This is a genomic window from Sphingomonas sp. 7/4-4 (genome assembly GCF_027941955.1).
Lineage (GTDB): Bacteria > Pseudomonadota > Alphaproteobacteria > Sphingomonadales > Sphingomonadaceae > Sphingomonas.
The window spans coordinates 3,415,613-3,437,014 of record NZ_CP115960.1; the positions used below are offsets into that span (position 1 = coordinate 3,415,613).

A 21,402-nucleotide genomic window follows, 5' to 3' on the forward strand; every position below is an offset into this window, starting at 1 on the left:
AGAGAGCGATGCCTGGTCCCGAGGAGAATAGGATGGCACTCGTCGAGCTCGGCCGGTTCGACCGGCAGGAAGCCTATATCGTCCAGTCGCGGCTGGAGAGCGAAGGCATTATGAGCTTCGTTTTCGATGCAGGAGCGAGCGTCGCCGACGGCAGCTATCTGCTGATCCCGGTGCGCGTGATGGTCGATGACGAGGATGTGGAGCTTGCCCGGAAAATGCTCGACGAGGCTGCCTGATTTTTGAGCAGACCTTCGCATCTGCACAAAAAATTACGCCTAAGTAACATTTAATTGCACGGCGGCACGGCGGAATCGCGCGATTCAGCCTACTGGCACGACCCTTGCTCCATGGTCCCCGGGTTAACCGCCAAGAGGGGGCGAAATGAAGCTCATCATCGCCATCATAAAACCGTTCAAGCTCGACGAGGTGCGCGAGGCGCTCACGCAAGTGGGCGTTACCGGCATGACCGTCACCGAGGTCAAGGGATTCGGCCGGCAAAAGGGCCAGACCGAGATCTACCGCGGCGCCGAGTACAGCACCAACATGGTGCCCAAGATCAAGCTCGAGATCGCCTGCGGCGCCGACATCGTCGACCGTGCGGTCGAAGCGATCCAGGCCGCGGCCAGCACCGGCGCGATCGGCGACGGCAAGATTTTCGTCCTCGATCTCGGCCAGGCGGTGCGCATCCGCACCGGCGAGACCGACGAGACGGCGCTGTGAAGAAGGGGTCCAGATGAAGCTAGCAACCAAATTGGCCGCGGGGGCGGGTCTCGCCCTGTTCGCGGCGCTGCCCGCCTGGGCACAGGATGCCGCGCCCGCCGCGGCGGCGACGGTCGTGCCGACCGACGCGATGGTCAACAAGGGCGACGTCGCCTGGATGCTCGTCTCGGCGGCGTTCGTGCTGATGATGTCGGTCCCCGGCCTCGCGCTCTTCTATGGCGGCCTCGTCCGTACCAAGAACATGCTTTCGGTGCTGATGCAGGTGCTGACGATCGTCTGCGTCGCAGGCCTCGTCTGGTGCGCCTGGGGCTATTCGATGGCGTTCACCAACGGCGGCAGCCTCAACGGTTTCGTCGGCGGCTTCTCGAAGGTGCTGCTCAAGGGCGTCGATGCGAACACCTTCGCGGCGACCTTCTCGAACGGCGTCTATCTGCCCGAGACCGTGTTCGTCGTCTTCCAGATGACCTTCGCGATGATCACCCCGGCGCTGATCGTCGGTGCGTTCGCCGAACGCATCAAGTTCACCCCGCTGATCCTGTTCGTGGTGGCGTGGCTGACCCTGGTCTATTTCCCGATGGCGCACATGGTCTGGTATTGGCCGGGCCCGGACTTCCAGCCCGGCCTGCCCGACGACCACGGCTATCTCTGGGGCCTCGGCGCGCTCGACTTCGCCGGCGGCACCGTCGTCCACATCAATGCGGGTATCGCCGGCCTGGTCGGCTGCCTCGTGATCGGCAAGCGCGTCGGCTACAAGACCGACCCGATGCCGCCGCACTCGTTGACCATGACCATGATCGGCGCGGCCCTGCTGTGGGTGGGCTGGTTCGGCTTCAACGCCGGATCGAACCTCGAAGCCAACAAGTTCGCCGCGCTCGCCTTCGTCAACACCATGGTGGCAACCGCCGCCGCGGGTGCGGTGTGGGCAGTGATCGAGCAGATCATCCACAAGAAGCCGTCGCTCCTAGGCGCGGCCTCGGGTGTCGTCGCCGGTCTGGTGGCGATCACTCCGGCGGCAGGCTTCGCGCATCCGATGACGTCCATCGTGCTCGGCGCGGTCGCTTCGGGCGTGTGCTTCTTCTTCGTCACCACGGTGAAGAACAAGCTGAAATATGACGACACGCTCGACGTGTTCGGCGTCCACTGCATCGGCGGCATCATCGGCGCGATCGGCACTGCGATCGTCGCCAATCCGGCGCTGGGCGGCCAGGGGTTCATGGACTTCAACGTGATCCCGGCCGTCGCGGGCACCTATGACATGGGCGCGCAGCTGCTCACCCAGACCAAGGCAGTCGGCGTGACCTTGCTGCTCTCGGGCGGCGTGTCGGCGGTGCTGTTCCTTGCACTCAAGTACACGATCGGCCTTCGCCCGAGCCGCGAAGTCGAGCTCGAAGGGCTCGACATCAACGAGCATGGCGAACGCGCCTACAACTACTGACGAGATCGGGCGCCGCGCATCTCTCCTGCCAGCGCGGCGCCCAACCGAAGTTCCTCCTGCGGACGACTGGGCCGGTGGTTTTCGAACCGCCGGCCCTCTTTTGCGTGTGATTCATCCAGGTGCGTCATCGCCGCGAAGGCTGGGCGCGCGCGGCCTGATTGCCGCTTGCTATGTAGGATTTCGTTTGCTGAGGTCGATGCGCGGCCGCACGGCGGCCGCTCTTTGACAACGTCGATGCTGGCCGAAACCCAAGGCGCATTCGGGCCGGACCTTTGTGAATTCCGGCATGGCCTGTTCGCCGCCGGACATGCCCGGCAGTGTGACCTTAGTGTGACCTTTCGCTCGCTCGATGCGCGCGCCGCGTGGCTTCCGAGGAGTCTGCTCTAGCGCAGTTCCTCGGCAAGGAACGCCGCGCAGCGCTCGCCGATCATGATGCTGGGGGCGTTGGTGTTGCCGCCGATCAACCGCGGCATCACCGAGGCGTCGGCGATGTAGAGCCCGTCCATGCCGCGCACCTTGAGGCGCGGATCGGCCACGGCGGCTTCGTCCGATCCCATCCGTGCGGTGCCGACGGGGTGATAGACGGTGTCGGCGCGGGCGCGGATCAGGCTTTCCAGCGCGGCATCGTCGGCTAGGTCGATCGGATAGCGATCGCGGCCCTTATAGTCCGCCAGCGGCGGGGTATCGAGGATGCGGTACATCGCGCGCACCCCGGCCTTGAGCACGTCCATGTCGCGCGGGTCGGAGAGGAAGGCGGGGTCGATCAGCGGCGCCGAACCGGCATCGGGCGACTGGAGCCGGACGGTGCCGCGGCTCTCTGGGCGGAGCACGCAGGCGTGGCAGCTATAGCCATGTCCCTTCACCTTCGTGCGGCCATGATCCTCGACGATCGCGATGAGGAAGTGGAGCTGGATGTCGGGCCGGTCGCCGGCGAGCTCGGTGCGCAGGAAGCCGCCGGCCTCGGCAAAGGGCGAGGTCATCCCGCCGCGGCGCGTGAACAACCACTGGGCCATCGCGCCCAGCGACTTGAGCGTGCCCAGCGGCGAACGGCCGAGGAAGAAGCTGCCCTCGGTCTCGAATGCCGCGACATAGTCGATATGGTCCTGAAGGTCGGAACCCACCGCCGGACGGTCGACCCGCACCTCGATCCCCATTTCGGCGAGATGCGCAGCCGGGCCGATTCCCGACAGCATCAGCAATTGCGGAGTCTGGAAGGCGCCGGCGGCGAGGACGACTGCGCGCCGCGCGCGAATCTCGCGGGTTTCACCGGCCTGGCGATAGGCGACGCCCGAGGCGCGGCCGTCGGTGAACAGGATGCGATCGACGAGTGCGTCGCAGACGATCTCCAGATTATCGCGTGCAGCACTGGGCAGATAGGCACGCGCGGCCGTCCAGCGCTCGCCGCCTTTCTGGGTCACCTGATACAGGCCGACGCCGTCCTGCTGCGGGCCGTTGAAGTCGGGATTGACCGGGATCTGCAGCCGCGACGCCGCCTCGATGAATGCCCAGGAGCCGGGATGGGCGAAATCCTGGTCGCTTACCCAGAGCGGGCCGTCACCGCCGTGCAGGGCATCGGCGCCTCGTGTGTTGTGCTCGCTCGTGCGGAACCAGGGCAGGACGTCGTCCCATCCCCAGCCGGTGCAGCCGAGGTCGCGCCATTCGTCGTAGTCCTGCCGGTGGCCGCGGATATAGAGCATCGCGTTGATCGCGCTCGATCCGCCGAGTCCCTTGCCGCGGGGCTGATAGCCGCGCCGGCCATTGAGGCCGGGCTGGGGCACGGTTTCGAACTGCCAATTGGTCTTGTCGGTCTGGAACGGCATCATGCCGGGCATGATCGTCTTGAGGCCGGTATTGCGTCCGCCCGCCTCGAGCACTGCGACCGTGTACTTGCCGCCCTCGCTCAGGCGGCCTGCGACGGCGCTCCCGCCCGATCCGCATCCGATGACGACGATATCGGCTTCTTCCACGCTTCCCCCGCTCCTGGCGCGCGGCTTCCCAGCGTGCCTTTATCGTTTCCGACGTGTCCCGGCTGCCGTCGTGACTCCACCCCGGCGGCCGGATCATGTAGTTGAGCCGGGCACGCCAGTCGGGCGCGTGCCAGACGTCCTTCGCGATCCCGACCCATTCATGGGTTGCCGCCCAGAGGATGCTGAAGCTGCCGAGATTTTTGACGATGCCGTAGCGCGGCCGATCGTCGTCGCGCTCGGGCTCGAACGTGCCGAGCCAGCGGTCCCAGACGATGAACACCCCGGCATAATTGCGATCGAGATAGCGCGGATTGGTCGCATGATGGACGCGGTGGTGCGACGGCGTGTTCATCACCGCCTCGAACCAGCGCGGCATCCGGCCGATAACCTCGGTGTGGATCCAGAACTGGTAGATCAGGTTGAGCCCCGCGACGAAGAAGACCATCGCCGGCGGGAAGCCGATCAGGAACAAAGGCAGGCGGAACAGGAAAGCGAGGCTGAAGAAGCCGGTCCAGGTCTGCCGCAGCGCGGTCGACAGATTATAATGCTGGCTCGAATGGTGGATGACGTGGCTCGCCCAGAACCAGCGGACGCGGTGCGCCGAGCGGTGGAAAACATAATAAGCGAGATCGTCGAGCACGAAGGCGATGACGAACCAGTACCAGGCGTAACCGATCTCGAAGAGCCGGAACTGCCACACCCACATGGCCAGCGCGAAGACCATGCCGCCCGAAAGCACGCCAGCGACGGTGCTGCCGGTGCCGAGTGCCAGCGAGGTCAGCGTATCGCGCGGTTCGTAGCGGCTGCGATCCTTGATCCGCGCGACGACCATCTCCGCCAGCACCAGCAGCACGAAGGCGGGAATGGCCAGCGTCACGGGATCGGCGAGCGTCATGTCGCCGGACTTACATCAATGTCAGTTGCGCTTCCAGCCTGTCGACATCCTCGGGAAGCACCCCGTAGAGCAGCACCGGGCCGAACATCCGCTCGCCGCTTTCGATCGTCACGCCTTCGGGCGAGGGCCGGCGCCATAGCGGGCGGGCCAGCCGGCGCGCGGCGACCTTGGCGCCGTGGCGCTTGAGCAAGGCGATCCCGTCATTGCCGAGCACCAATGCCGCTGCGCCGTTGGTGCCGACCAGCGCGTCGCGCGCGACGAAACCGCTGAGCGCATCTTCCGCCATCCGTTTGGCGATCTCGGGATCGGCGATGCGGCTTTCGCCCAGCTTGAGCAGCCACGAGATCAGGACCAGCACCAGGACGGCGGCGACCGAGCCGCCGAGCTGCATCCAGTTCATGCGCGGCCGGAAAGCGCGTCGAGCAGCGGGCGGATGCCCGATATGTCATAGCCCGCGCCGGCGGCCTTGGCGGTAAGCGTGTCGGGATCGCCGCCGCGGCTCGCCTCGGCCAACGCCCAGAGGTTGCACGAGCGCGTGCCCGAGCGGCAATAAGCCAGCACCGGCCCGCCGGCGCCCTCGAGCGCCTTGGCCATCGCCTCGACCTGCGTCGCCGAGAAGCCGGCATGCGTGACGGGGATCTCCGCATAAGCGAGCCCCGCCGCTTCGGCCGCGGCGCGGACCGCGTCGCCGGTCGGCTGGTCGAGTTCCTCGCCCTCGGGGCGATTGTTGACGATCGCCTTGAACCCGGCATCGGCGAAGCCGGCCACGTCCTCGGGCGCGATCTGCGGGGCCACCGATATCTGCTCGTCGATCTTCCGGATCATGCCGCCTCGCGAATTACTTGCAGGAATACCGATCCATAGGCTTCGAGCTTGCGCGCGCCAACGCCCGAAAGCTGGCCGAGTGCATCCAGCGTCCCGGGCCGGAGCATCGCCATGTCGCGCAGCACCGAATCGTGGAAGATCACATAAGGCGGCAGGCCGGCCTCCATCGCGATCTCGCGGCGCTTGGCGCGCAAGGCCTCGAACAACGGATTGCCGATCGGATTGACGCCGGTGCTCGCCGTGCGTCCGCGCGACCGCCGCTCGCGCTTGGGCGGGAGGACGAGCTTGACCTCGACTTCGCCCTTGAGGATCGGCTTGGCGCCGGGACCGAATTCGAGCCCGCCATGCGCATTGGCGCGCAGCGCGTCGCGCAGCAGCAATGCCCGCGCCACCGGCTTGAGCAATGCCGCTTCCTCGCCGTCGACGATCCCGAACACCGAGAGCTTCTCGTGCCCGTTCATCAGGCTGCGCTCGCTCGACTGGCCGAGGAGCACGCTCTCGATATAGCCGACGCCGAACATCATGCCGGTGCGGAACACGGCGGAGAGGAATTTCTGCGCCGTGACGCTGGCGTCGATCGCCGCGGGCGGGCTCAGGCAATTGTCGCAATTGCCGCAATTCTCCGGCGCGTCCTCGCCGAAATGCCGGAGCAGGATCCGCCGCCGGCAGCCGGCGGTCTCGACCAGCGCGCCGAGAGCCGAGAGCCGCGCGCGCTCGCCCGCCTGCCGTCCGGGCTCGACTTCGCCGATCCGCTGGCGGGCGCGGACGAAATCGTCGGCGCCCCAGAAGAGATGCGCGACCGCCGGATCGCCGTCGCGGCCCGCGCGCCCGGTTTCCTGGTAATAGGCCTCGATCGACTTGGGCAGGCCGGCATGCGCGACGAAGCGGACGTCGGGCTTGTCGATCCCCATGCCGAACGCGACCGTGGCGACGATCACCATGTCCTCGCTCGCCACGAACGCTGCCTGGTTGCGGCGGCGGACCCCAGGATCGAGCCCGGCATGATAAGGCAGCACGCTGCGCCCGGTCTCGGCGAGCTTGCCGGCGAGTTTGTCCACCCCGGCGCGGGTCTGGGCATAGACGATGCCCGGGCCCGGCTGTTCGGCGATCAGGTCGACGATCTGGCGGGTCGTATTCTCGCGCGGGGCGATCGTGTAGCGGATATTGGGCCGGTCGAACCCGGCGATGATCAGCCCGTCCTGGGGGATGCCGAGCTGCTCGAGGATGTCGGCGCGGGTATGCGCGTCGGCGGTGGCGGTCAGCGCCAGCCGCGGGACGTGCCCGAACCGGTCGAGCAGCGGCCGCAACAGCCGATAGTCGGGACGGAAATCATGCCCCCATTCGGAGACGCAATGCGCCTCGTCGATCGCGAACAGCGAGAGCTTCGCCTGTCCCAGCAAATTGCGGAACCCCTCGCCCGAGGCGCGTTCGGGCGCGACATAGAGCAAGTCGAGATCGCCCGCGCGGAACCGCTGGATCGTCTCTTCGCGATTCTCGTCGACCGAGGTCAGCGTCGCCGCGCGGATGCCCACCGCTTCGGCGGCGCGAAGCTGGTCGTGCATCAAGGCGATCAGCGGCGAGACGACCACGCAGGTCCCATCGAGCGCAAGGCTCGGCACCTGATAGCAGAGCGACTTGCCCGCGCCGGTCGGCATCACCGCCAGCGTATTGGCGCCCGCCATCACGCGATCGACCACCTGGCGCTGCACGCCGCGGAAATCGGGAAAGCCGAACGTCTTGTGGAGGATGTCGAGCGGGTCGGTCACGCCGCCCCTATCCCCTGCCGCGCCGCAACGGGCAAGTTCCGTCCACAGCAATGCGCCGAACCGCCCATACGGGGCCTTGCCTGCCGGGGGCGCCATCCGCCAAAGCATGCGGCGAATGACGGTTCGCGTGGAAATGGGGAAGGACACGGGCGGGGCGGCCGTGTCGATGGATCTCGAGGAGCTCCTGGCCACGCGCCTGCTCGTCCAGGGCAATTCGGGGTCGGGCAAGTCGCACTTGCTGCGCCGGCTGCTCGAACAATCCGCCGGGCAGGTCCAGCAGGTTGTGATCGATCCCGAAGGCGATTTCGTCACTTTGGGCGATCGCTACGGCCATATCGCGATCGAGGCTTCGGAGCATAGCGAGCGCGACGTCGCCCGGTTCGCGACGCGCATCCGCGAGCATCGCGCCTCGGTGGTGCTCAGCCTCGAGGGACTCGAGGCCGAGGGCCAGATGAAATGCGCCGCGGCGTTCCTCAACGGACTGTTCGATGCGCCGCGCGAACATTGGTATCCGGCATTGGTGGTGGTCGACGAGGCGCAGCTCTTCGCGCCGGCGGGCGGCGGCGAAGTGGCCGAGGACGTGCGCCGCGCCTCGCTCTCGGCGATGACGAACCTGATGTGCCGCGGCCGCAAGCGCGGACTGGCCGGCGTGATCGCCACCCAGCGGCTCGCCAAGCTTGCCAAGAACGTCGCCGCCGAGGCTTCGAACTTCCTGATGGGACGGACCTTCCTCGACATCGACATGGCGCGCGCCGCCGATCTGCTCGGGATGGAGCGCCGCCAGGCGGAGGCGATCCGCGACCTGCAGCGCGGCCATTTCCTCGCGCTCGGGCCGGCAGTGGCACGGCGGCCGGTGGCGATCCAGATCGGCGCCGTCGAGACCAGCGCGCGCAGCTCGAGCCCCAAGCTGACGCCGCTGCCGCAGGCGCCGGCGGAGGATTTCAGGGACTTGCTGCTCGCCCCCGCGGAGCCGAGCTGGAGCCCGCCCGCACCGGCGGTCCCGGCACAGGTTCCGTCCGAACGACTGATCGAGGCGCTCGCCCGTGCCACGCCGACGCCGGTCGAAGCCGCGCCCGACGTGCCTGCGGAGGAAGCCGCTGAGCGGATCGCCGACGTGCTGCGCGACATCGTCGAGGATGCCGAATCGACCTATCGCTCGCCTTCGGTGCTCTATCAGGACTTTCTCGTGCGCTGCCGGATGGTCGGGTTGGCGCGTCCGCCGCTCGATCTCTCCGGCTTCGTGCGTCGGCTCTCGGCGGCGCGCGCGGGCATCCACGGCGATCCCGACGCGGATTGGGCACAAGCGCTCGATGCGGCGCGCGCACTTCCCGACGACATGCTCGGGCCCTTCCTGCTGGTCGCCCGCGCCGCGCGCGAAGGGCTGCCCTGCCCCAGCGACACCGAACTCGCCGCGACCTATGGCACCAGCTCGCTCGGCCGCGTCCGCCGGCTGCTCACCTATATCGAGAGCAAGGAGCTATTCGTGACTCGCGTCGATCTGGCTGGCAAGCGATCGATCACGATTCCCCGGCTCGGCTGGACCACGCAACCCTCCGAAATGGGTTAAGCGCCGCTTTCAGGCTCTCCGACGCGATGTTAGCCTCCCTGATCAGCAAAGGGGGATGTCCCATGGACAACAGCTTCGGCAGTCCGGACGAGCCGCGCGGGTTCAACTTCGGCCGTAGTTCGCTGGCGGTCGCGGGCATCGGGTTCATCTATGGCGCCGTCGCGCTGTTCGGCTTCGTTTGTTACCTTCTGGTCCAGGACGACATACGGGCCAGCGAGCATCCGACCACGCTCGCCGATTTCGTGCCCGAACTCATCCTGAGCGCCATCGGCCTGGTGGGCGCGCTTCTGGGCACGCAGTTGTTGCGATCGGTGGGACTCTCGAAGAGCCAGCAGCCGAGCCGGGTGATCAACAGCGATGAATGGGCGGCGATCAGCGATCAGGTGAAATCGGGTCAGGAAGAGGCGGTGACGCAATATATCCGCCTGACCAGCCTGAGCGGCTTCACCGGCGCGTTCACGAAACTGGGACTGACCGGGCTGCCGCTCGCGACGATCGGGCTGACCCTGTTCTTCTCGATCCTCGCGATCAGCTATCCCACCTTCCTGGATCTCGCCAAGCTGACGCTCGGCGCGTTCATCGGATCGTTCGTACAGAAGCAAGCCGCAGGCGGATCGGTGAGGCTGCCCGGCGGTCAGACGGTGTCGGTGAGCGCGCCGCCGGTCGCCTGAAGGTCCTGGCGCAGCACCCGCCGCAGCCAGGCTTCGGTTTCTGCCGGGCGCGTCACCGGCAGCATGTGGCCGCCGTCGATCAGTTCGATGGTCGCGCCGGGAATCTCGGCGGCGGTGCGTTGACCGTTGAGTTCGGGATCGAGCACCGCATCGCTGCGGCCATAGAGGATCGCCACCGGCACGCGCACCTCGCCATAACGCGCAGTGAGCGCTGCCATTTCGGCCGGTACGGTACGGAGCTCGAACGATCCCGCCATATAGCTCTTCGGCCGCACCGCCAGCGCGCCGCCGCCCGCGAGAGCGAAGTCGGTGGGAACGGGATCGGGCGCGAAGATCGCGGCGGCGGTGCGGGGACCATTGCGCAGGCCGACCGGCACGGCGACCGTCCAGGCCAGGACGGGACGCAGCACCGGCGGCGCCAGCAGGCCCTTGAACGGCGCGGGTGCCGTCTCGACCACTTGGCTGAGTGGCGCGATCAGCGCGAGCCCGCGGACCAGATCGGGCCGATCGAGCGCGAGCGCGAGGCTCACCGCGCCGCCCAGCGAATGGCCGACCAACAACGGCTTATCCAGTTCGAGTTGCTCGATCAGCGCAGCGATCATCTTCGCCTGCACAACGATGCCGGGCCGCGCGCCATGGATCGACGAATGCCCCCAGCCCGGCCGATCGACGAGGACGACGCGGTGATCGGCGGCGAGCCGGCCGGCGAGCGAATGCGAGAAGTTGCGGAGCTGGCCCATCAAGCCATGGACCATCACGATCGCGGGCCCCCGGCATCGGGGTTGAGATCGACATAATGGAGCCGCGCGCCGGGCACTTCGGCGAACTTGCCCTCGGCGGGCACCATCTCCTCGGCCTTGCGCCCGACATAGGCCGACCAGCCGGCGAGCCCGAGCATGAATAGCCCGAGCACTCCCAAAGCTATCAGCATCGCTTTCCTCTCCTGTCGCGCCGGGTTAGAGCCTAGGCATGTCCGACGTACGCAACAACGAAGAACGCAGCCGCTACGAATTGGTCGAGCAGGGCCATCTCGCCTTCTCGGCTTATGAGACCGACGGCGAGGTGATCACGTTCACCCACACGGTCGTGTCGCCGGCGCTGCAGGGAATGGGTATCGGCAGCCGGCTGATCGTCGGCGCACTCAGCGATGTGCGCAGCCGCGGATTGAAGGTGCGTGCGCAATGCCCGTTCGTCGCGGCATATATCGCGAAGCATCCGGAGTGGCAGGATCTGCTGGTCTAGTTACTCCGCCGCCAGCTCCTCGCCTTCTTCGCGTTCCTGCGCCTGGCGGGTCCACATCTCGGCATAGAGGCCGCCCTGGCGGAGCAGTTCGGCATGCGTGCCCTGCTCGGCGACGCGGCCGGCTTCGAGCACGACGATGCGATCGGCGTGGACCACGGTCGACAGGCGGTGGGCGATGACGATCGTCGTGCGGCCGCGCTCGATCGCCTCCAGCGTCGCCTGGATATCGGCCTCGGTGCGGCTGTCGAGCGCGCTGGTCGCTTCGTCGAGAATCAGGATCGGCGGATTCTTGACCAGAGTCCGCGCGATCGCGACGCGCTGCTTCTCGCCGCCCGACAGCTTCAATCCGCGCTCGCCGACGCGGGTGTCGAACCCTTCGGGGAGCGACTGGATGAAGCCGGCGATCGCAGCGCCGCGCGCCGCATTCGCGATCTCGTCGGGTCCGGCGCCTTCACGGCCGTAAGCGATATTGTAGCCGATCGTGTCGTTGAACAGCACCGTGTCCTGCGGGACGATGCCGATCGCGGCGCGCAGGCTCGTCTGCGTCACGTCGCGGATGTCCTGCCCGTCGATCGTGATCCGGCCGCCGGTGACGTCGTAAAAGCGGTACATCAGCCGCGCGAGCGTCGACTTGCCCGCGCCGGAAGGCCCCACCACCGCCACCGTCGCACCCGCCGGGATATCGAGATCGATGCCCTTCAGGATCTCGCGGTCGGGATCATAGCCGAACTCGACATTCTCGAAGCGGACATGGCCGCGCGCCACGTCGAGCGGCACGGCGTTCGGCGCGTCGGCGATCTCGGTCCGAGTGTCGATCAGGTCGAACATAGCCCCCATGTCGATCACGCCCTGACGGATCGTTCGATAGACCCAGCCGAGCATGTCGAGCGGGCGGAAGAGCTGGCTGAGCAGAGTCGAGACCAGCACCACATCGCCCGCGGTGAACTTGCCCGAGCTCCAGCCAAAGACGATCAGCGCCATGCCCGCGCCGAGCATGGCGTTGGTGATCAGCGCCTGGCCGATATTGAGCCAGGCGAGCGAGTTCTCGGAGGTGACCGCCGCCTTCATGTACGACGCCATCGCGCGATTGTAGCGCGCCGACTCGCGTGCCTCGGCATTGAAATATTTCACGGTCTCGAAATTGAGCAGCGAATCGACTGCGTGCGCCACCGCGCCGGTGTCGAGATCGTTCATTTGCTCGCGCAGCTTCGAGCGCCAGTCGGTCACCCAGCGGGTGAAGGCGATATAGACGACCACCATCACCAGCGTGCCCACCACCAGCCAATGGCCGAAGCGCGTCCAGAAGATGCCGAGCACCAATGCCAGCTCGAGGATCGTCGGCGCGATGTTGAACAGCAGGAAATAGAGCATCGTATCGATGCTCTTGGTGCCGCGCTCGACCACCTTGGTGATCGCGCCGGTCCGGCGCTCGAGGTGGAAGCGCAGCGAGAGGCGGTGAAGATGGGCGAACACATCCGACGCGAGCCGCCGCGTCGCGTCCTGCCCCACCTTCTCGAACACCGCGTTGCGCAGATTGTCGAACAGCACCGCACCCAGCCGGGCGGCGGCATAGCCGACCACCAGAGCGGTCACCAGCCAGACCGCGTTGCGCGATCCGCTCGCCATCCGGTCGATCGCGCCCTGCAGCGCGAACGGCGCGCCATAGACCTGGACGAGCTTGGAGATCACGACGAGGATCATCGAAATCACGATCCGCGCACGAAGCCCGGGCGAATCCTTCGGCCACAGATAGGGCAGAAAGCGCCGCATCGTCGCGAGCAGCGGCCGCTCGGGCGCGGAATCAGAAACTTGCGGAGGCATCACGTCGCGATTTGGGGCGTCGGGCGCCGCGATGCAACGTTTCGCCGGAACGTGCGCTGCGTTGGGCCAGAGATTGATCCAGCCATTTGTGCTCCCGGCGGAGGCCGGGAACAGCTTCAAACGCGCTGGAATCCGACTTTAGCCCTCGCGTTCGATCGGCAGCGCCCAGCGGATCTGGTCGCGCAGCAGCGCTTCGAGATCGTGCGCGCCGGCATTGTATGCAGCCGCCCGCTTGCGCAGCAACGTCACCAGCAGCGCGGCACGGTTCTCCGGCCGCTCCGGTGCGGCTCGCCCCTGTGCCAATGCGCGCGATAGCTGGAACGAAAGCATGGTCATTTACATCACCTGGCGCCCGCCTGCTTAGGATGGGCTTTCGCTTTTGGTTGACGCGGTCTTGACCAAATCTCGGTTGCGAAGTTCGGATCCGCGGCGCGCCTTTTGCGGCTCCACGCCTGCCCGAATGCGCGGACGATCCAGAGGAGCTTGGCGCCGGCCGGCACCGTGACACGCGCGTCCCAGGCGGATTCGCCCAGCGCTTCCACCCGACGGGCGATGTCGCCATAGATACCGGCGGCCGCGAGCACTGCCCAGGCGGAGCGAAACGGCAGGGCTGCGGCACCGAGGCGCGCGCGCGCCTCATACTCGCCCGCCCGCCGGGTGAGGCGCTGCGCAAGACCGGCAAGCGCCGTTCGATCCGCCATCACGACGTCGCGCGCGATCCCGGCATCGGCGAGCCAGTCGGCGGGCAAGTAGCAACGCCCCGCGGCGGCATCCTCGCCAATATCCCGCGCAATGTTGGCGAGCTGGAAGGCGATCCCCAATTCGCAGGCGCGATCGAGGCGTTCCTCGTCGTCCGGTGCGATCCCCATCACCACCGCCATCATGCAGCCGACCGCGCCGGCGACATGATAGCAATAGCGAATCAGGTCAGCCTCGGTCGCCGGTGCCCAGCCGGCGGCATCGAGCGCGAAACCTTCGACGACATCCCGGACCAGTCCGTGCGGCATGGTGGTCTCGGCGGCCACGATGCGGAGCGCGTCGAACGCGGGATCGCCGACCCATCGGCCCTCCAGCGCCGCAGCGGTGCGTTCCCGGATCGCCTCGAGCCGTTCGGCAGGGTCGGCGATCGTCGCCATGGCATGGCCATGGTCCTGGCCGTCCGCGAGGTCGTCGCACGCGCGGCACCAGGCGTAGAGCAGCCAGGCCCGCTCGCGCGTCGCGCGATCGAACAGCCGGCTGGCCGCGGCGAAACTCTTCGAGCCCCGCGCGATCGATTCGCCCGCGGTCGCGACGATCGCGTCGCGGGCGGGTGTCACAGCTCTTCGCGCGCCATGCGGATGATCGGCACGGCCGGCTCGAAGTTCGCCATCTTGTCGAGCAGCCCGGTCAGGTCGCTGTCGACCAGCAACAGCCCCTGATGCTGCGGCCGCACGAAGCCGACCTGGCCCATGTGCCCCCAGAAATCGATCAGCTTGTCGTAATAGCCGGCCACGTTGAGCAATCCGATCGGATCGGCATGGTAGCCGAGCTGGGCCCAGCTGAGTGCCTCCCACAATTCGTCCATCGTGCCGGTGCCGCCGGGCAGATTGACGAAGCCGTCGGCGAGATCGGTGAACAGGGCTTTGCGCTCGTGCATCGTCTGGACGATGTGGAGCTCGGTGAGCCCGCGATGCGCGACCTCGGCATTGACCAATGCCTGCGGGATCACCCCGATCACTTCGCCGCCAGCCTCGAGCGCCGAATCGGCGACCGCGCCCATCAGCCCCAATTTGCCCCCGCCATAGACGACGCCGATGCCGCGCTCGGCAAGGCTGCGCCCGACATGGCGCGCGGATTCGACGTAGACGGGGTCGGCGGGGAGGCGGATCCGCAATAGACCGCGAGGCGCTTCATCGGCCGTCTCCCAGCATCAGCGTGGCGGTCGCCTTGGCACTCCCGACGACGCCGGGGATCCCGGCACCCGGATGCGTGCCCGCGCCGACGAAATAGAGGTTCGAAATCGAGGCGTCGCGATTGTGCGCGCGGAAATACGCGCTCTGGGTGAGGATCGGCTCGAGGCTGAATGCCGAGCCGAGATGCGCCTTGAGGTCGGTCGCGAAATCGGGGGCGCGTAGGAGAATTTGGTCACGATGCGGTCCTTGAGGTCGGGGATCAGCCGTCGGGCGATTTCGGCGAGGATGCGCTCTTCGAGCACCGGGCCGACTTCGCTCCAGTCGGCGGGGAACTTGCCCAGATGCGGCACCGGCGCAAGCGCATAAAAGGTCGAATGACCCTCCGGCGCCATGCCGGGATCGGTCGCGCTCGGATGATGGAGATAGAGCGAGAAATCCTCGCTCAGTACGCCATGATCGTAAATGTCCTCGAGCAGCCCCTGATAGCGCGGGCCGAACAGGATCGAATGGTGCGGGATCTCCGGGAAGCTGCCGCGCAGCCCGAAATGGACGAGGAACAGAGAAGGCGAGAAGCGCTTCTGCTCGAGGCTGGAAGCGGTGCGCTGGGCGCTGCGCGAATCCTTGAGCAAATCGCGATAGCTGTGGACGATGTCGGCGTTGCTCGCGACTGCGTCGACTACGAGCTCGAAGCCGCTTTCGGTGCGTAGGCCGGTCACGCGATCGCCCAGCGTGTGGATCGCCGACACCGCGTCGCCGAGCCGCATCACGCCCCCATCCGCTCGAAATGGCGGACCATGCCGGCGACCAGCCGGTTGGTGCCGCCTTCGGCGAACCACACGCCGCCGTCGCGCTCGAGCTTGTGGATCAGCGCGTAGATCGCGCTCGTCGTCATCGGATTGCCGCCGACCAGCAGGGTGTGGAAGCTCAGCGCCTGGCGCAGTTTCTCGTTCTTCACGTAATGCGACACCATCGAATAGACCGAGCGCCACGCCTGATATTTCATCAGCGCCGGGGCCGCGCGGACCATCGAGCCGAAATCGAGGAACGCGACATGGCCGAGCTTCTCGTAACCCTCGCGGTAGACGCCTTCGGAATATTTGAGGAAACGGCGATAGCCGGCGACGTCCTCGGGACTGAGCCGGGCGATCTCCGCGCCCAATTGGGCATCGTCGCCCGAATAATCGAATGCGACGCCATCGGGCCAGGACAGGCGATAGAAGGGGACACCGGCACCAGCTTCACGTCTTCGGAGATGTCGTGGCCGGAGATGCGCCACAATTCGCGCAGCGCGTCGGGCGCAGTGATCACCGTGGGTCCGGCGTCGAAAGTGAAGCCGTCGCGCTCCCAGAAATAGGCGCGCCCGCCGGGCTTGTCGCGCGCCTCGAGGATCGTGGTGTCCACGCCCGCCGATTGCAGCCGGATCGCGAGCGCGAGCCCGCCGATTCCTGCGCCGATCACTGCCGCTTTCTTCATTCGACCCCCATTATCGCGCGCACCGCCCGGCCGATCGGCACCGGCGGCTTGCCCGTCATCACCCGGATCTTGTCGCCCAGGTTGGATTCGGCTGCATAGAAGCGGCCGATCAGTCCTTCGTCCAGTCGATAGAAGCGTTCGAGGATCCGATAGCGTTCCGCGGGCTCGGCCGCGCGGAACAGCATCGCCGCCAGCATCCGATAGAAGCGGCGGCTTCGCCACAGGCGCCGCGCGTGATTATGGAGAAGGTCGTGCAACGCCTGCCCGTCGAAAATACCGGCATTGGCGACCAGCGCCGCGGTGCGCACTGCATCGGGCAGCGAATAGCTGGTCAGCGGATGAAAGAGGCCGGCACGCATGCCGGCTTTGGCGACATTGCCGCCGCCCGACTGCCAATACGCTTCGAAATCCCCGCCGATCGCGACGGGGAGCGCGCCCGATTCCTCGCGCGCGACCTTGTCGACCTGCCAGCCCTGCGCGGCGGCATAAGCGTGGACCCGGTCGCCGAGCGCCGCGGCGTCGATGTCGGGAGTGTCGCTGTAATAAGTGTCTTCGACGAACACGCGATCGGGGGCGAAGGGCAGGCAATAAGCGAAGCGATAGCCGTCGGTCTGCTCGACGGTCGCGTCCATCACCACCGGTCGTTCGAGATGGTGCGGGGCACGCAGCACGAGCTCGCGGCCGAGGAATTTCTGCCAGCCGAGTTCGAGCGTCGCGAGATCGCCGGCGCCGCGGCAATCGATCACGCCCTTCGCCTCGACGCGGTCGCCATCGGCGAGGACGACCGCATTGTTGGTCATGGCCAGCACATTGCGGCCGAGCATCGCGGTGCGGCCGGGCAATTCGCTCAGCACCACGCGCTCGAAATGGCGGGAGTCGATCGAGTGGTAGGGCGATTTCAGCGTGCGTGCATAAGCGGGGAAGGCGACGTCGTAGCGCGTCCATTGATGGCTGATCAGCGGCGAGACCAACCAGCGATCGGCCGGCGCGATGTCGCTGGCGAAGAACGACCAGAGATGGTTGCCGCCGATATGCGAAGAGGCCTCGATCAGCCGCAGTTCGGCTGCCGGGTGCCGGGCATGCACGGCGCGTGCGATCAGCCCTCCGGCAAGTCCGCCGCCGACGATGGCGAGATCGCAGCTGATCGTGGCCGACATCGCCCCGGCCTAGCGCAGGGGAGGGGCGTTCCAACAAAACCCTCCCCGGCTCGCACCGGAGAGGGCAGGTGTGGCGGGAGCGGAGCGATGCGGCTCGCCCCCGGAGCTTGTCTCAGGCGGCCTTGAGCAACGGCCATTCCTCGGCCATCGCGCGCGCCACCGATGGCCGCGCGCGCAGCCGGGTGCGATAGTCGAGCAGCACCGGCCAGTCGGCGATCGGCACGCCCGAATGCTCGCACCAGTTGAGCACGCTCAGCAGATAGGCGTCGGCGACAGTGAACCGGTCCTCGAGGAACGCCTTTCCTCCAGATGCCGCGACAGCACCCCGAACGGCTTCGCGACGCGCGCCAGCGCGGCGGTGCGCTCCTCCGGGCCGGCGGTCTTGCCGAGCAGCGGAATGAACACGGCCTTGTGCAGTTCGGTGCTGATGAAGTTGAGCCAGGCGAGCATCCGGTAATGCGCGTCGGAAAATCCGATGAAGCTCAGCGACCCTTCGGGCGCCAGTTCGGCGATATAGGTGAGCACCGCTGGACCTTCGGTGAGGACGAAGCCGCCGCGCGTCTCGATCGCGGGGACATAGCCCATCGGGCTGATCTGGCTGAAATGGCGGCCGTCGGGCAGCCGCCCGTCCGCGGGCACGGCGACGAATTCGGCATCCAGCTCGGCTTCCTCGAGCGCGATCCGCGCGGCGAGCGAGCAGGCGAAGGGGCGAAAATAGAGCTTCATGGCCGGTCTCCCTTGATTTCTGTACAATCTCGCATAGAAATAGACGGGTCAAGAGATTATTTGCGGGTTCGCATAAAAATGTCGACCAAGGTCCGCGGCCGCCCGCGCAGCTTCGATCCGGACGAAGCGCTGGGACGCGCTACCGAGCGTTTTCGGACGCATGGGTTCGCCGGCACTTCGCTCGACGATCTGTCCGTAGCCACCGGACTGGCGCGCCCGAGCCTTGCCGCCGCGTTCGGCGACAAGCGCGCGCTGTATGTCGCGGCGATCGAGCGGCTCACCGCCCGTGTCGAGCGCCAGCTGTTGCGTCTCGGCGAAGCGAAGCTGCCGCTGCGCGAACTGGTCGAGCGCATCCTGATCGGAAGTATCGACCTGTACCTCACCGGCAGCGACGGCCCCGAGGGCTGCCTGATCATCAACACCGCGGCGACCCAGGCCGCGTCCGATCCGCAGGTCCGCGAGAAAGTCACTGCCTTCCTCGCGGTCGAGGACAACCGCATCGCCGAGCTGCTCGCCGCCGCCGGCAGCCCCGCGCCCGAGGCGCACGGCCGCCTCGTCGCCTCGGTGGTCCACTCGCTCAGCGTGCGTGCCCGCAGCGGCGCCCTCGCGAGGCGCTCGAGCGCGTGGCGCGGGATTGCATCGATCTGATCGCGGGACCGGCGTCCTGAGCGCGCTGCGTCCGCCGCTGCGGTTTCCGCGCGGCGCAGTGATCGCGGCCCTGCTCGTCGGGCTTGCCGTGGCCGGCATATTGCTGGCGATGGACCGCCCGCCGATCTGCCCATGCGGCACGATCAAGCTGTGGCACGGCAACGTCCAGTCGAGCGAGAACAGCCAGCACATCGCCGACTGGTACAGCTTCAGCCACATCATCCACGGCTTCCTGTTCTACGCCGCGGCGCATTTCCTGCTGCGCGGCGAGGCACGGCGCTGGGCGCTGCCAGCGGCGGTCGCGATCGAGGGGTTCTGGGAAATCCTCGAAAACTCGCCGATCATCATCAACCGCTATCGCGAGGCGACGATCGCGCTCGGCTATTCGGGCGACAGCATCGTCAATTCGTTGTCCGATATCGGCTGGATGGCGTTCGGTTTCTGGCTCGCCTCGCGGCTGCCGGCATGGGCGACGATCGCGCTTGCGATATTGTTCGAGCTGGGCACGCTGGCGCTGATCCGCGACAATCTGACGCTCAATGTGCTGATGCTGGTCTGGCCGATCGATGCCGTCAGGACATGGCAAGGCGGCTAGTGTAGACGGCGGCTTATGGCCCTTGCCATCTTCCTTTCCGCCGCCGCGATGACGCTGATCGTCGGGCTGCGCTACCTCATCGCCTCCGGCGCGTTCGCCTTCGCCACGCGGCTCCGCCATCCGGCGCTCTACGCCGGGCTCGACCGGCAGATTCGCAGGGAGATCGGCTGGAGCCTCGCCTCGGCGGCGATCTATGGCGTGCCCGCCGGCGTGGTCGCATGGGGCTGGCAGAATCGCGGCTGGACGCGGATCTACACCGATGCCGGCGACTGGCCGCTCTGGTATCTGCCGGTGTCGGTATTGCTGTATCTCGTCGCGCACGACGCCTGGTTCTACTGGACCCACCGGCTGATGCACCGCCCGGCGCTGTTCCGCGTCGCCCACGCCGTCCACCATGCCAGCCGCCCGCCCACTGCCTGGGCGGCGATGAGCTTCCACCCCGTGGAGGCGATCACCGGCGCGGTGGTGATCCCGGCACTCGTGTTCCTGATCCCCATCCATGTCGGCGCGCTCGGGCTGGTGCTGGCGATCATGACCGTGATGGGCGTGACCAACCACATGGGCTGGGAGATATTCCCGCGCTTCCTCCACAGCGGGCCGCTCGGCGCATGGCTGATCACCGCCAGCCATCATCAGCGCCATCACCAGCTCTATGGATGCAATTACGGCCTGTATTTCCGTTTCTGGGACCGGCTGTGCGGCACCGACAAGGGGCTGGGCGACTTTGCGCGCGGTGCGGTGGCGCCCGCCCGATCGCGCCGCTAGAGCGAGAGGCATGGCAGAAGAAGAGGACAGCTTCGTCTATGACGAAGCGAGCGGCGAGTGGATCAGCGCGGCCGAGGCCAAGGCCAAGGCCGGCGCCGCGGACGCAGTGGAGGTACGCGATTCGGTGGGCAACCTGCTCGCCGACGGCGACCAGGTGACATTGATCAAGGATCTGACCGTCAAGGGCGCGGGGCAGACGCTCAAGCGCGGCACGCTGATCAAGTCGATCCGCCTCACCGGCGATCCCCAGGAGATCGACTGCAAGTACGAAGGCATCAAGGGCCTCGTCCTGCGCGCGGAGTTCGTGCGGAAGCGCTGAGCGAAAGCGATCGGCGCGCGGGCTTGGGCAAAGCTTAACCGTCGCCGTGTTATCCTTGCCCCCGCGACAAGGGGAGTGTGCGGCATGCTCAGGGGGATTGCGTGGCGGCTGGGGTTCATCCTGTGCCTGGCGGTGACCGCCCGCGTGATCGGCGGTTTCTTCTCGCCGGCGCATCCGCTGCCAAAGCGCGCGATTCCCGATATCACTGCATCCCGGCCCGATGATCCGCTGCCGACCAGCCCCGAGATGCGGGACGCGATCGAGCGGGTGAAGCAAGCCGATCGCTGGGGCCGTGGCGACGAACCGCAGCTCACTTACGGGCGCGGGCCGGAGAGTGTGACCGTCACGCCCAGACAGCTCGCGGCGGCGCGGGCGATGGTGCGGTACGAACGCGAAGCGATCGCGCGGCAGATCGCGCACGTCGAGAAAGAGGAACGCGACGGCGCGGTGTCGTTCGAGCCCGGCGAGCCGATGATCGATCCCAATCCGGGCGATCATTGAGCGGCGTCCTTTCCCCAGTGCGGTTGACACGCTTGACGCGTTTGCAGGGTAAATCGGCGGAAGCGCCTGCGAAGCGGCGGGATCGCGCCGGGGAAGCGCCACCCACGCCGCACTTGCGCGCCACCGACGCGGCAGGTGCGCGGCGGGGCGGGCGGATTGGGGCGCTGCTGCGGTTCCATCCTACAGGATGGAGCAGATCAATTCCTACATTGGAAGGGTTTTGTTCCCGGTATGTCCCGCGCAATCAGTGGCGCTTGAAATACTGGACTTCGCGCTCGTGCTGCTGCGCCGCAGCCTTGGTGTCGAAGGTGCCGAGGTTGCGGCGTTTGCCGGTGTCCGGGTCCTTCTTCCGGGAATAGAGGCGATATTCGCCCGATTTGAGCTTGCGGATCATGGAGAGGAAACGCGCAAGCCCCG

24 protein-coding genes and 3 pseudogenes are annotated in these 21,402 nt (G+C 67.0%); 11 read left to right on the forward strand and 16 right to left on the reverse strand.

The window, feature by feature from the left end; all coding sequences use genetic code 11:
- Positions 1-32 precede the first annotated feature (32 nt).
- The 3 genes from PIB19_RS17385 (at position 33) to PIB19_RS17395 (ending at position 2,155) form a co-directional block, all read left to right on the forward strand.
- Entirely contained in the window at positions 33-236 is a 204-nt protein-coding gene (locus PIB19_RS17385; RefSeq protein ID WP_271238343.1) for a putative signal transducing protein, read from the forward strand.
- A gap of 145 nt (positions 237-381) precedes the next feature.
- On the forward strand, positions 382-720 hold the full coding sequence (locus PIB19_RS17390) for a P-II family nitrogen regulator (RefSeq protein WP_056615927.1): 339 nt from the start codon (positions 382-384) through the stop codon (positions 718-720).
- A 13-nt stretch (positions 721-733) separates the two neighbouring features.
- Positions 734-2,155: an ammonium transporter gene (locus PIB19_RS17395; protein WP_271238344.1), complete on the forward strand. Its 1,422-nt coding sequence runs from the start codon at positions 734-736 to the stop codon at positions 2,153-2,155.
- A 383-nt stretch (positions 2,156-2,538) separates the two neighbouring features.
- Here the strand turns inward: PIB19_RS17395 and PIB19_RS17400 are convergent, their stop codons facing one another.
- The 5 genes and pseudogenes from PIB19_RS17400 to recQ form a co-directional block, all read right to left on the reverse strand.
- Entirely contained in the window at positions 2,539-4,122 is a 1,584-nt protein-coding gene (locus tag PIB19_RS17400) for a GMC family oxidoreductase (protein ID WP_271238345.1), read from the reverse strand.
- A 19-nt stretch (positions 4,123-4,141) separates the two neighbouring features.
- Positions 4,142-5,017 (reverse strand): annotated as a pseudogene (locus tag PIB19_RS17405) (sterol desaturase family protein); the annotation flags it as partial.
- 10 nt (positions 5,018-5,027) lie between these two features.
- The gene (locus PIB19_RS17410) at positions 5,028-5,417 is read right to left on the reverse strand and encodes a hypothetical protein (RefSeq protein WP_271238346.1); all 390 of its coding nucleotides are present in this window, start codon (positions 5,415-5,417) and stop codon (positions 5,028-5,030) included.
- Positions 5,414-5,842, reverse strand: a complete 429-nt coding sequence (locus PIB19_RS17415; protein WP_271238347.1) for a TIGR01244 family sulfur transferase — start codon at positions 5,840-5,842, stop codon at positions 5,414-5,416. Before PIB19_RS17415 ends, PIB19_RS17410 begins: the two co-directional genes overlap by 4 nt.
- Positions 5,839-7,608, reverse strand: coding sequence for a DNA helicase RecQ (gene recQ / locus PIB19_RS17420; protein ID WP_271238348.1), 1,770 nt, complete (start codon positions 7,606-7,608; stop codon positions 5,839-5,841). Before recQ ends, PIB19_RS17415 begins: the two co-directional genes overlap by 4 nt.
- A 115-nt stretch (positions 7,609-7,723) precedes the next feature.
- Here recQ and PIB19_RS17425 point away from each other — a divergent pair, with 115 nt between their 5' ends.
- Together PIB19_RS17425 and PIB19_RS17430 are read left to right on the forward strand one after the other, a co-directional pair.
- Complete coding sequence (locus PIB19_RS17425; protein WP_271238349.1) at positions 7,724-9,175, forward strand: ATP-binding protein; 1,452 nt, start codon at positions 7,724-7,726, stop codon at positions 9,173-9,175.
- Between the two features lie 62 nt (positions 9,176-9,237).
- Entirely contained in the window at positions 9,238-9,846 is a 609-nt protein-coding gene (locus PIB19_RS17430; RefSeq protein WP_271238350.1) for a hypothetical protein, read from the forward strand.
- Here the strand turns inward: PIB19_RS17430 and PIB19_RS17435 are convergent.
- Positions 9,810-10,601, reverse strand: a complete 792-nt coding sequence (locus PIB19_RS17435; RefSeq protein WP_271238351.1) for an alpha/beta fold hydrolase — start codon at positions 10,599-10,601, stop codon at positions 9,810-9,812. The two genes, PIB19_RS17430 and PIB19_RS17435, sit on opposite strands and share 37 nt — an antisense overlap.
- A complete protein-coding gene (locus tag PIB19_RS17440) occupies positions 10,601-10,777 on the reverse strand; it encodes a hypothetical protein (RefSeq protein ID WP_271238352.1) in 177 nt (58 codons plus the stop codon). Before PIB19_RS17440 ends, PIB19_RS17435 begins: the two co-directional genes overlap by 1 nt.
- Before the next feature lie 38 nt (positions 10,778-10,815).
- On the opposite strand from PIB19_RS17440, the gene PIB19_RS17445 reads away from it, so the two are divergent.
- On the forward strand, positions 10,816-11,088 hold the full coding sequence (locus PIB19_RS17445) for a GNAT family N-acetyltransferase (RefSeq protein WP_271238353.1): 273 nt from the start codon (positions 10,816-10,818) through the stop codon (positions 11,086-11,088).
- Here the strand turns inward: PIB19_RS17445 and PIB19_RS17450 are convergent, their stop codons facing one another.
- From PIB19_RS17450 to PIB19_RS17485, 8 genes and pseudogenes are all read right to left on the reverse strand, one after another.
- Positions 11,089-12,909, reverse strand: a complete 1,821-nt coding sequence (locus PIB19_RS17450; RefSeq protein WP_271238354.1) for an ABCB family ABC transporter ATP-binding protein/permease — start codon at positions 12,907-12,909, stop codon at positions 11,089-11,091.
- 138 nt (positions 12,910-13,047) lie between these two features.
- Positions 13,048-13,245 (reverse strand): hypothetical protein, encoded by a 198-nt coding sequence (locus PIB19_RS17455; RefSeq protein ID WP_271238355.1) that lies wholly within the window; start codon positions 13,243-13,245, stop codon positions 13,048-13,050.
- A gap of 5 nt (positions 13,246-13,250) precedes the next feature.
- Positions 13,251-14,225 (reverse strand): phytoene/squalene synthase family protein, encoded by a 975-nt coding sequence (locus PIB19_RS17460; RefSeq protein WP_271238356.1) that lies wholly within the window; start codon positions 14,223-14,225, stop codon positions 13,251-13,253.
- Positions 14,222-14,802 (reverse strand): annotated as a pseudogene (locus tag PIB19_RS17465) (TIGR00730 family Rossman fold protein). The gene PIB19_RS17460 and the pseudogene PIB19_RS17465 overlap by 4 nt, the downstream one beginning before the upstream one ends.
- Positions 14,799-16,274: pseudogene (locus tag PIB19_RS17470) on the reverse strand (phytoene desaturase). The pseudogenes PIB19_RS17465 and PIB19_RS17470 overlap by 4 nt, the downstream one beginning before the upstream one ends.
- Positions 16,271-17,431 carry a lycopene beta-cyclase CrtY gene (gene crtY, locus PIB19_RS17475; RefSeq protein WP_271238357.1) on the reverse strand — a complete coding sequence of 387 codons (1,161 nt, stop codon included), beginning with the start codon at positions 17,429-17,431 and terminating at the stop codon, positions 16,271-16,273. Before crtY ends, PIB19_RS17470 begins: the two are co-directional and overlap by 4 nt.
- A gap of 112 nt (positions 17,432-17,543) precedes the next feature.
- Positions 17,544-17,681, reverse strand: coding sequence for a hypothetical protein (locus PIB19_RS17480; RefSeq protein WP_271238358.1), 138 nt, complete (start codon positions 17,679-17,681; stop codon positions 17,544-17,546).
- Positions 17,682-17,683: 2 nt separating this feature from the next.
- Positions 17,684-18,157 carry a glutathione S-transferase N-terminal domain-containing protein gene (locus PIB19_RS17485; RefSeq protein ID WP_271238359.1) on the reverse strand — a complete coding sequence of 158 codons (474 nt, stop codon included), beginning with the start codon at positions 18,155-18,157 and terminating at the stop codon, positions 17,684-17,686.
- A 78-nt stretch (positions 18,158-18,235) separates the two neighbouring features.
- Here PIB19_RS17485 and PIB19_RS17490 point away from each other — a divergent pair, with 78 nt between their 5' ends.
- From PIB19_RS17490 to PIB19_RS17510, 5 genes are all read left to right on the forward strand, one after another.
- Positions 18,236-18,805, forward strand: a complete 570-nt coding sequence (locus PIB19_RS17490; RefSeq protein WP_271238360.1) for a TetR/AcrR family transcriptional regulator — start codon at positions 18,236-18,238, stop codon at positions 18,803-18,805.
- 109 nt (positions 18,806-18,914) lie between these two features.
- The gene (locus tag PIB19_RS17495; protein WP_271241025.1) at positions 18,915-19,400 is read left to right on the forward strand and encodes a DUF2585 domain-containing protein; all 486 of its coding nucleotides are present in this window, start codon (positions 18,915-18,917) and stop codon (positions 19,398-19,400) included.
- A gap of 15 nt (positions 19,401-19,415) precedes the next feature.
- Complete coding sequence (locus tag PIB19_RS17500; RefSeq protein ID WP_271238361.1) at positions 19,416-20,165, forward strand: sterol desaturase family protein; 750 nt, start codon at positions 19,416-19,418, stop codon at positions 20,163-20,165.
- Positions 20,166-20,175: 10 nt separating this feature from the next.
- Complete coding sequence (locus PIB19_RS17505; protein WP_029724740.1) at positions 20,176-20,484, forward strand: alkylphosphonate utilization protein; 309 nt, start codon at positions 20,176-20,178, stop codon at positions 20,482-20,484.
- An 84-nt stretch (positions 20,485-20,568) separates the two neighbouring features.
- The gene (locus PIB19_RS17510) at positions 20,569-20,985 is read left to right on the forward strand and encodes a hypothetical protein (protein ID WP_271238362.1); all 417 of its coding nucleotides are present in this window, start codon (positions 20,569-20,571) and stop codon (positions 20,983-20,985) included.
- A gap of 244 nt (positions 20,986-21,229) precedes the next feature.
- Here the strand turns inward: PIB19_RS17510 and PIB19_RS17515 are convergent, their stop codons facing one another.
- The gene (locus PIB19_RS17515; RefSeq protein ID WP_156404870.1) at positions 21,230-21,379 is read right to left on the reverse strand and encodes a hypothetical protein; all 150 of its coding nucleotides are present in this window, start codon (positions 21,377-21,379) and stop codon (positions 21,230-21,232) included.
- Between the last annotated feature and the right edge of the window lie 23 nt (positions 21,380-21,402).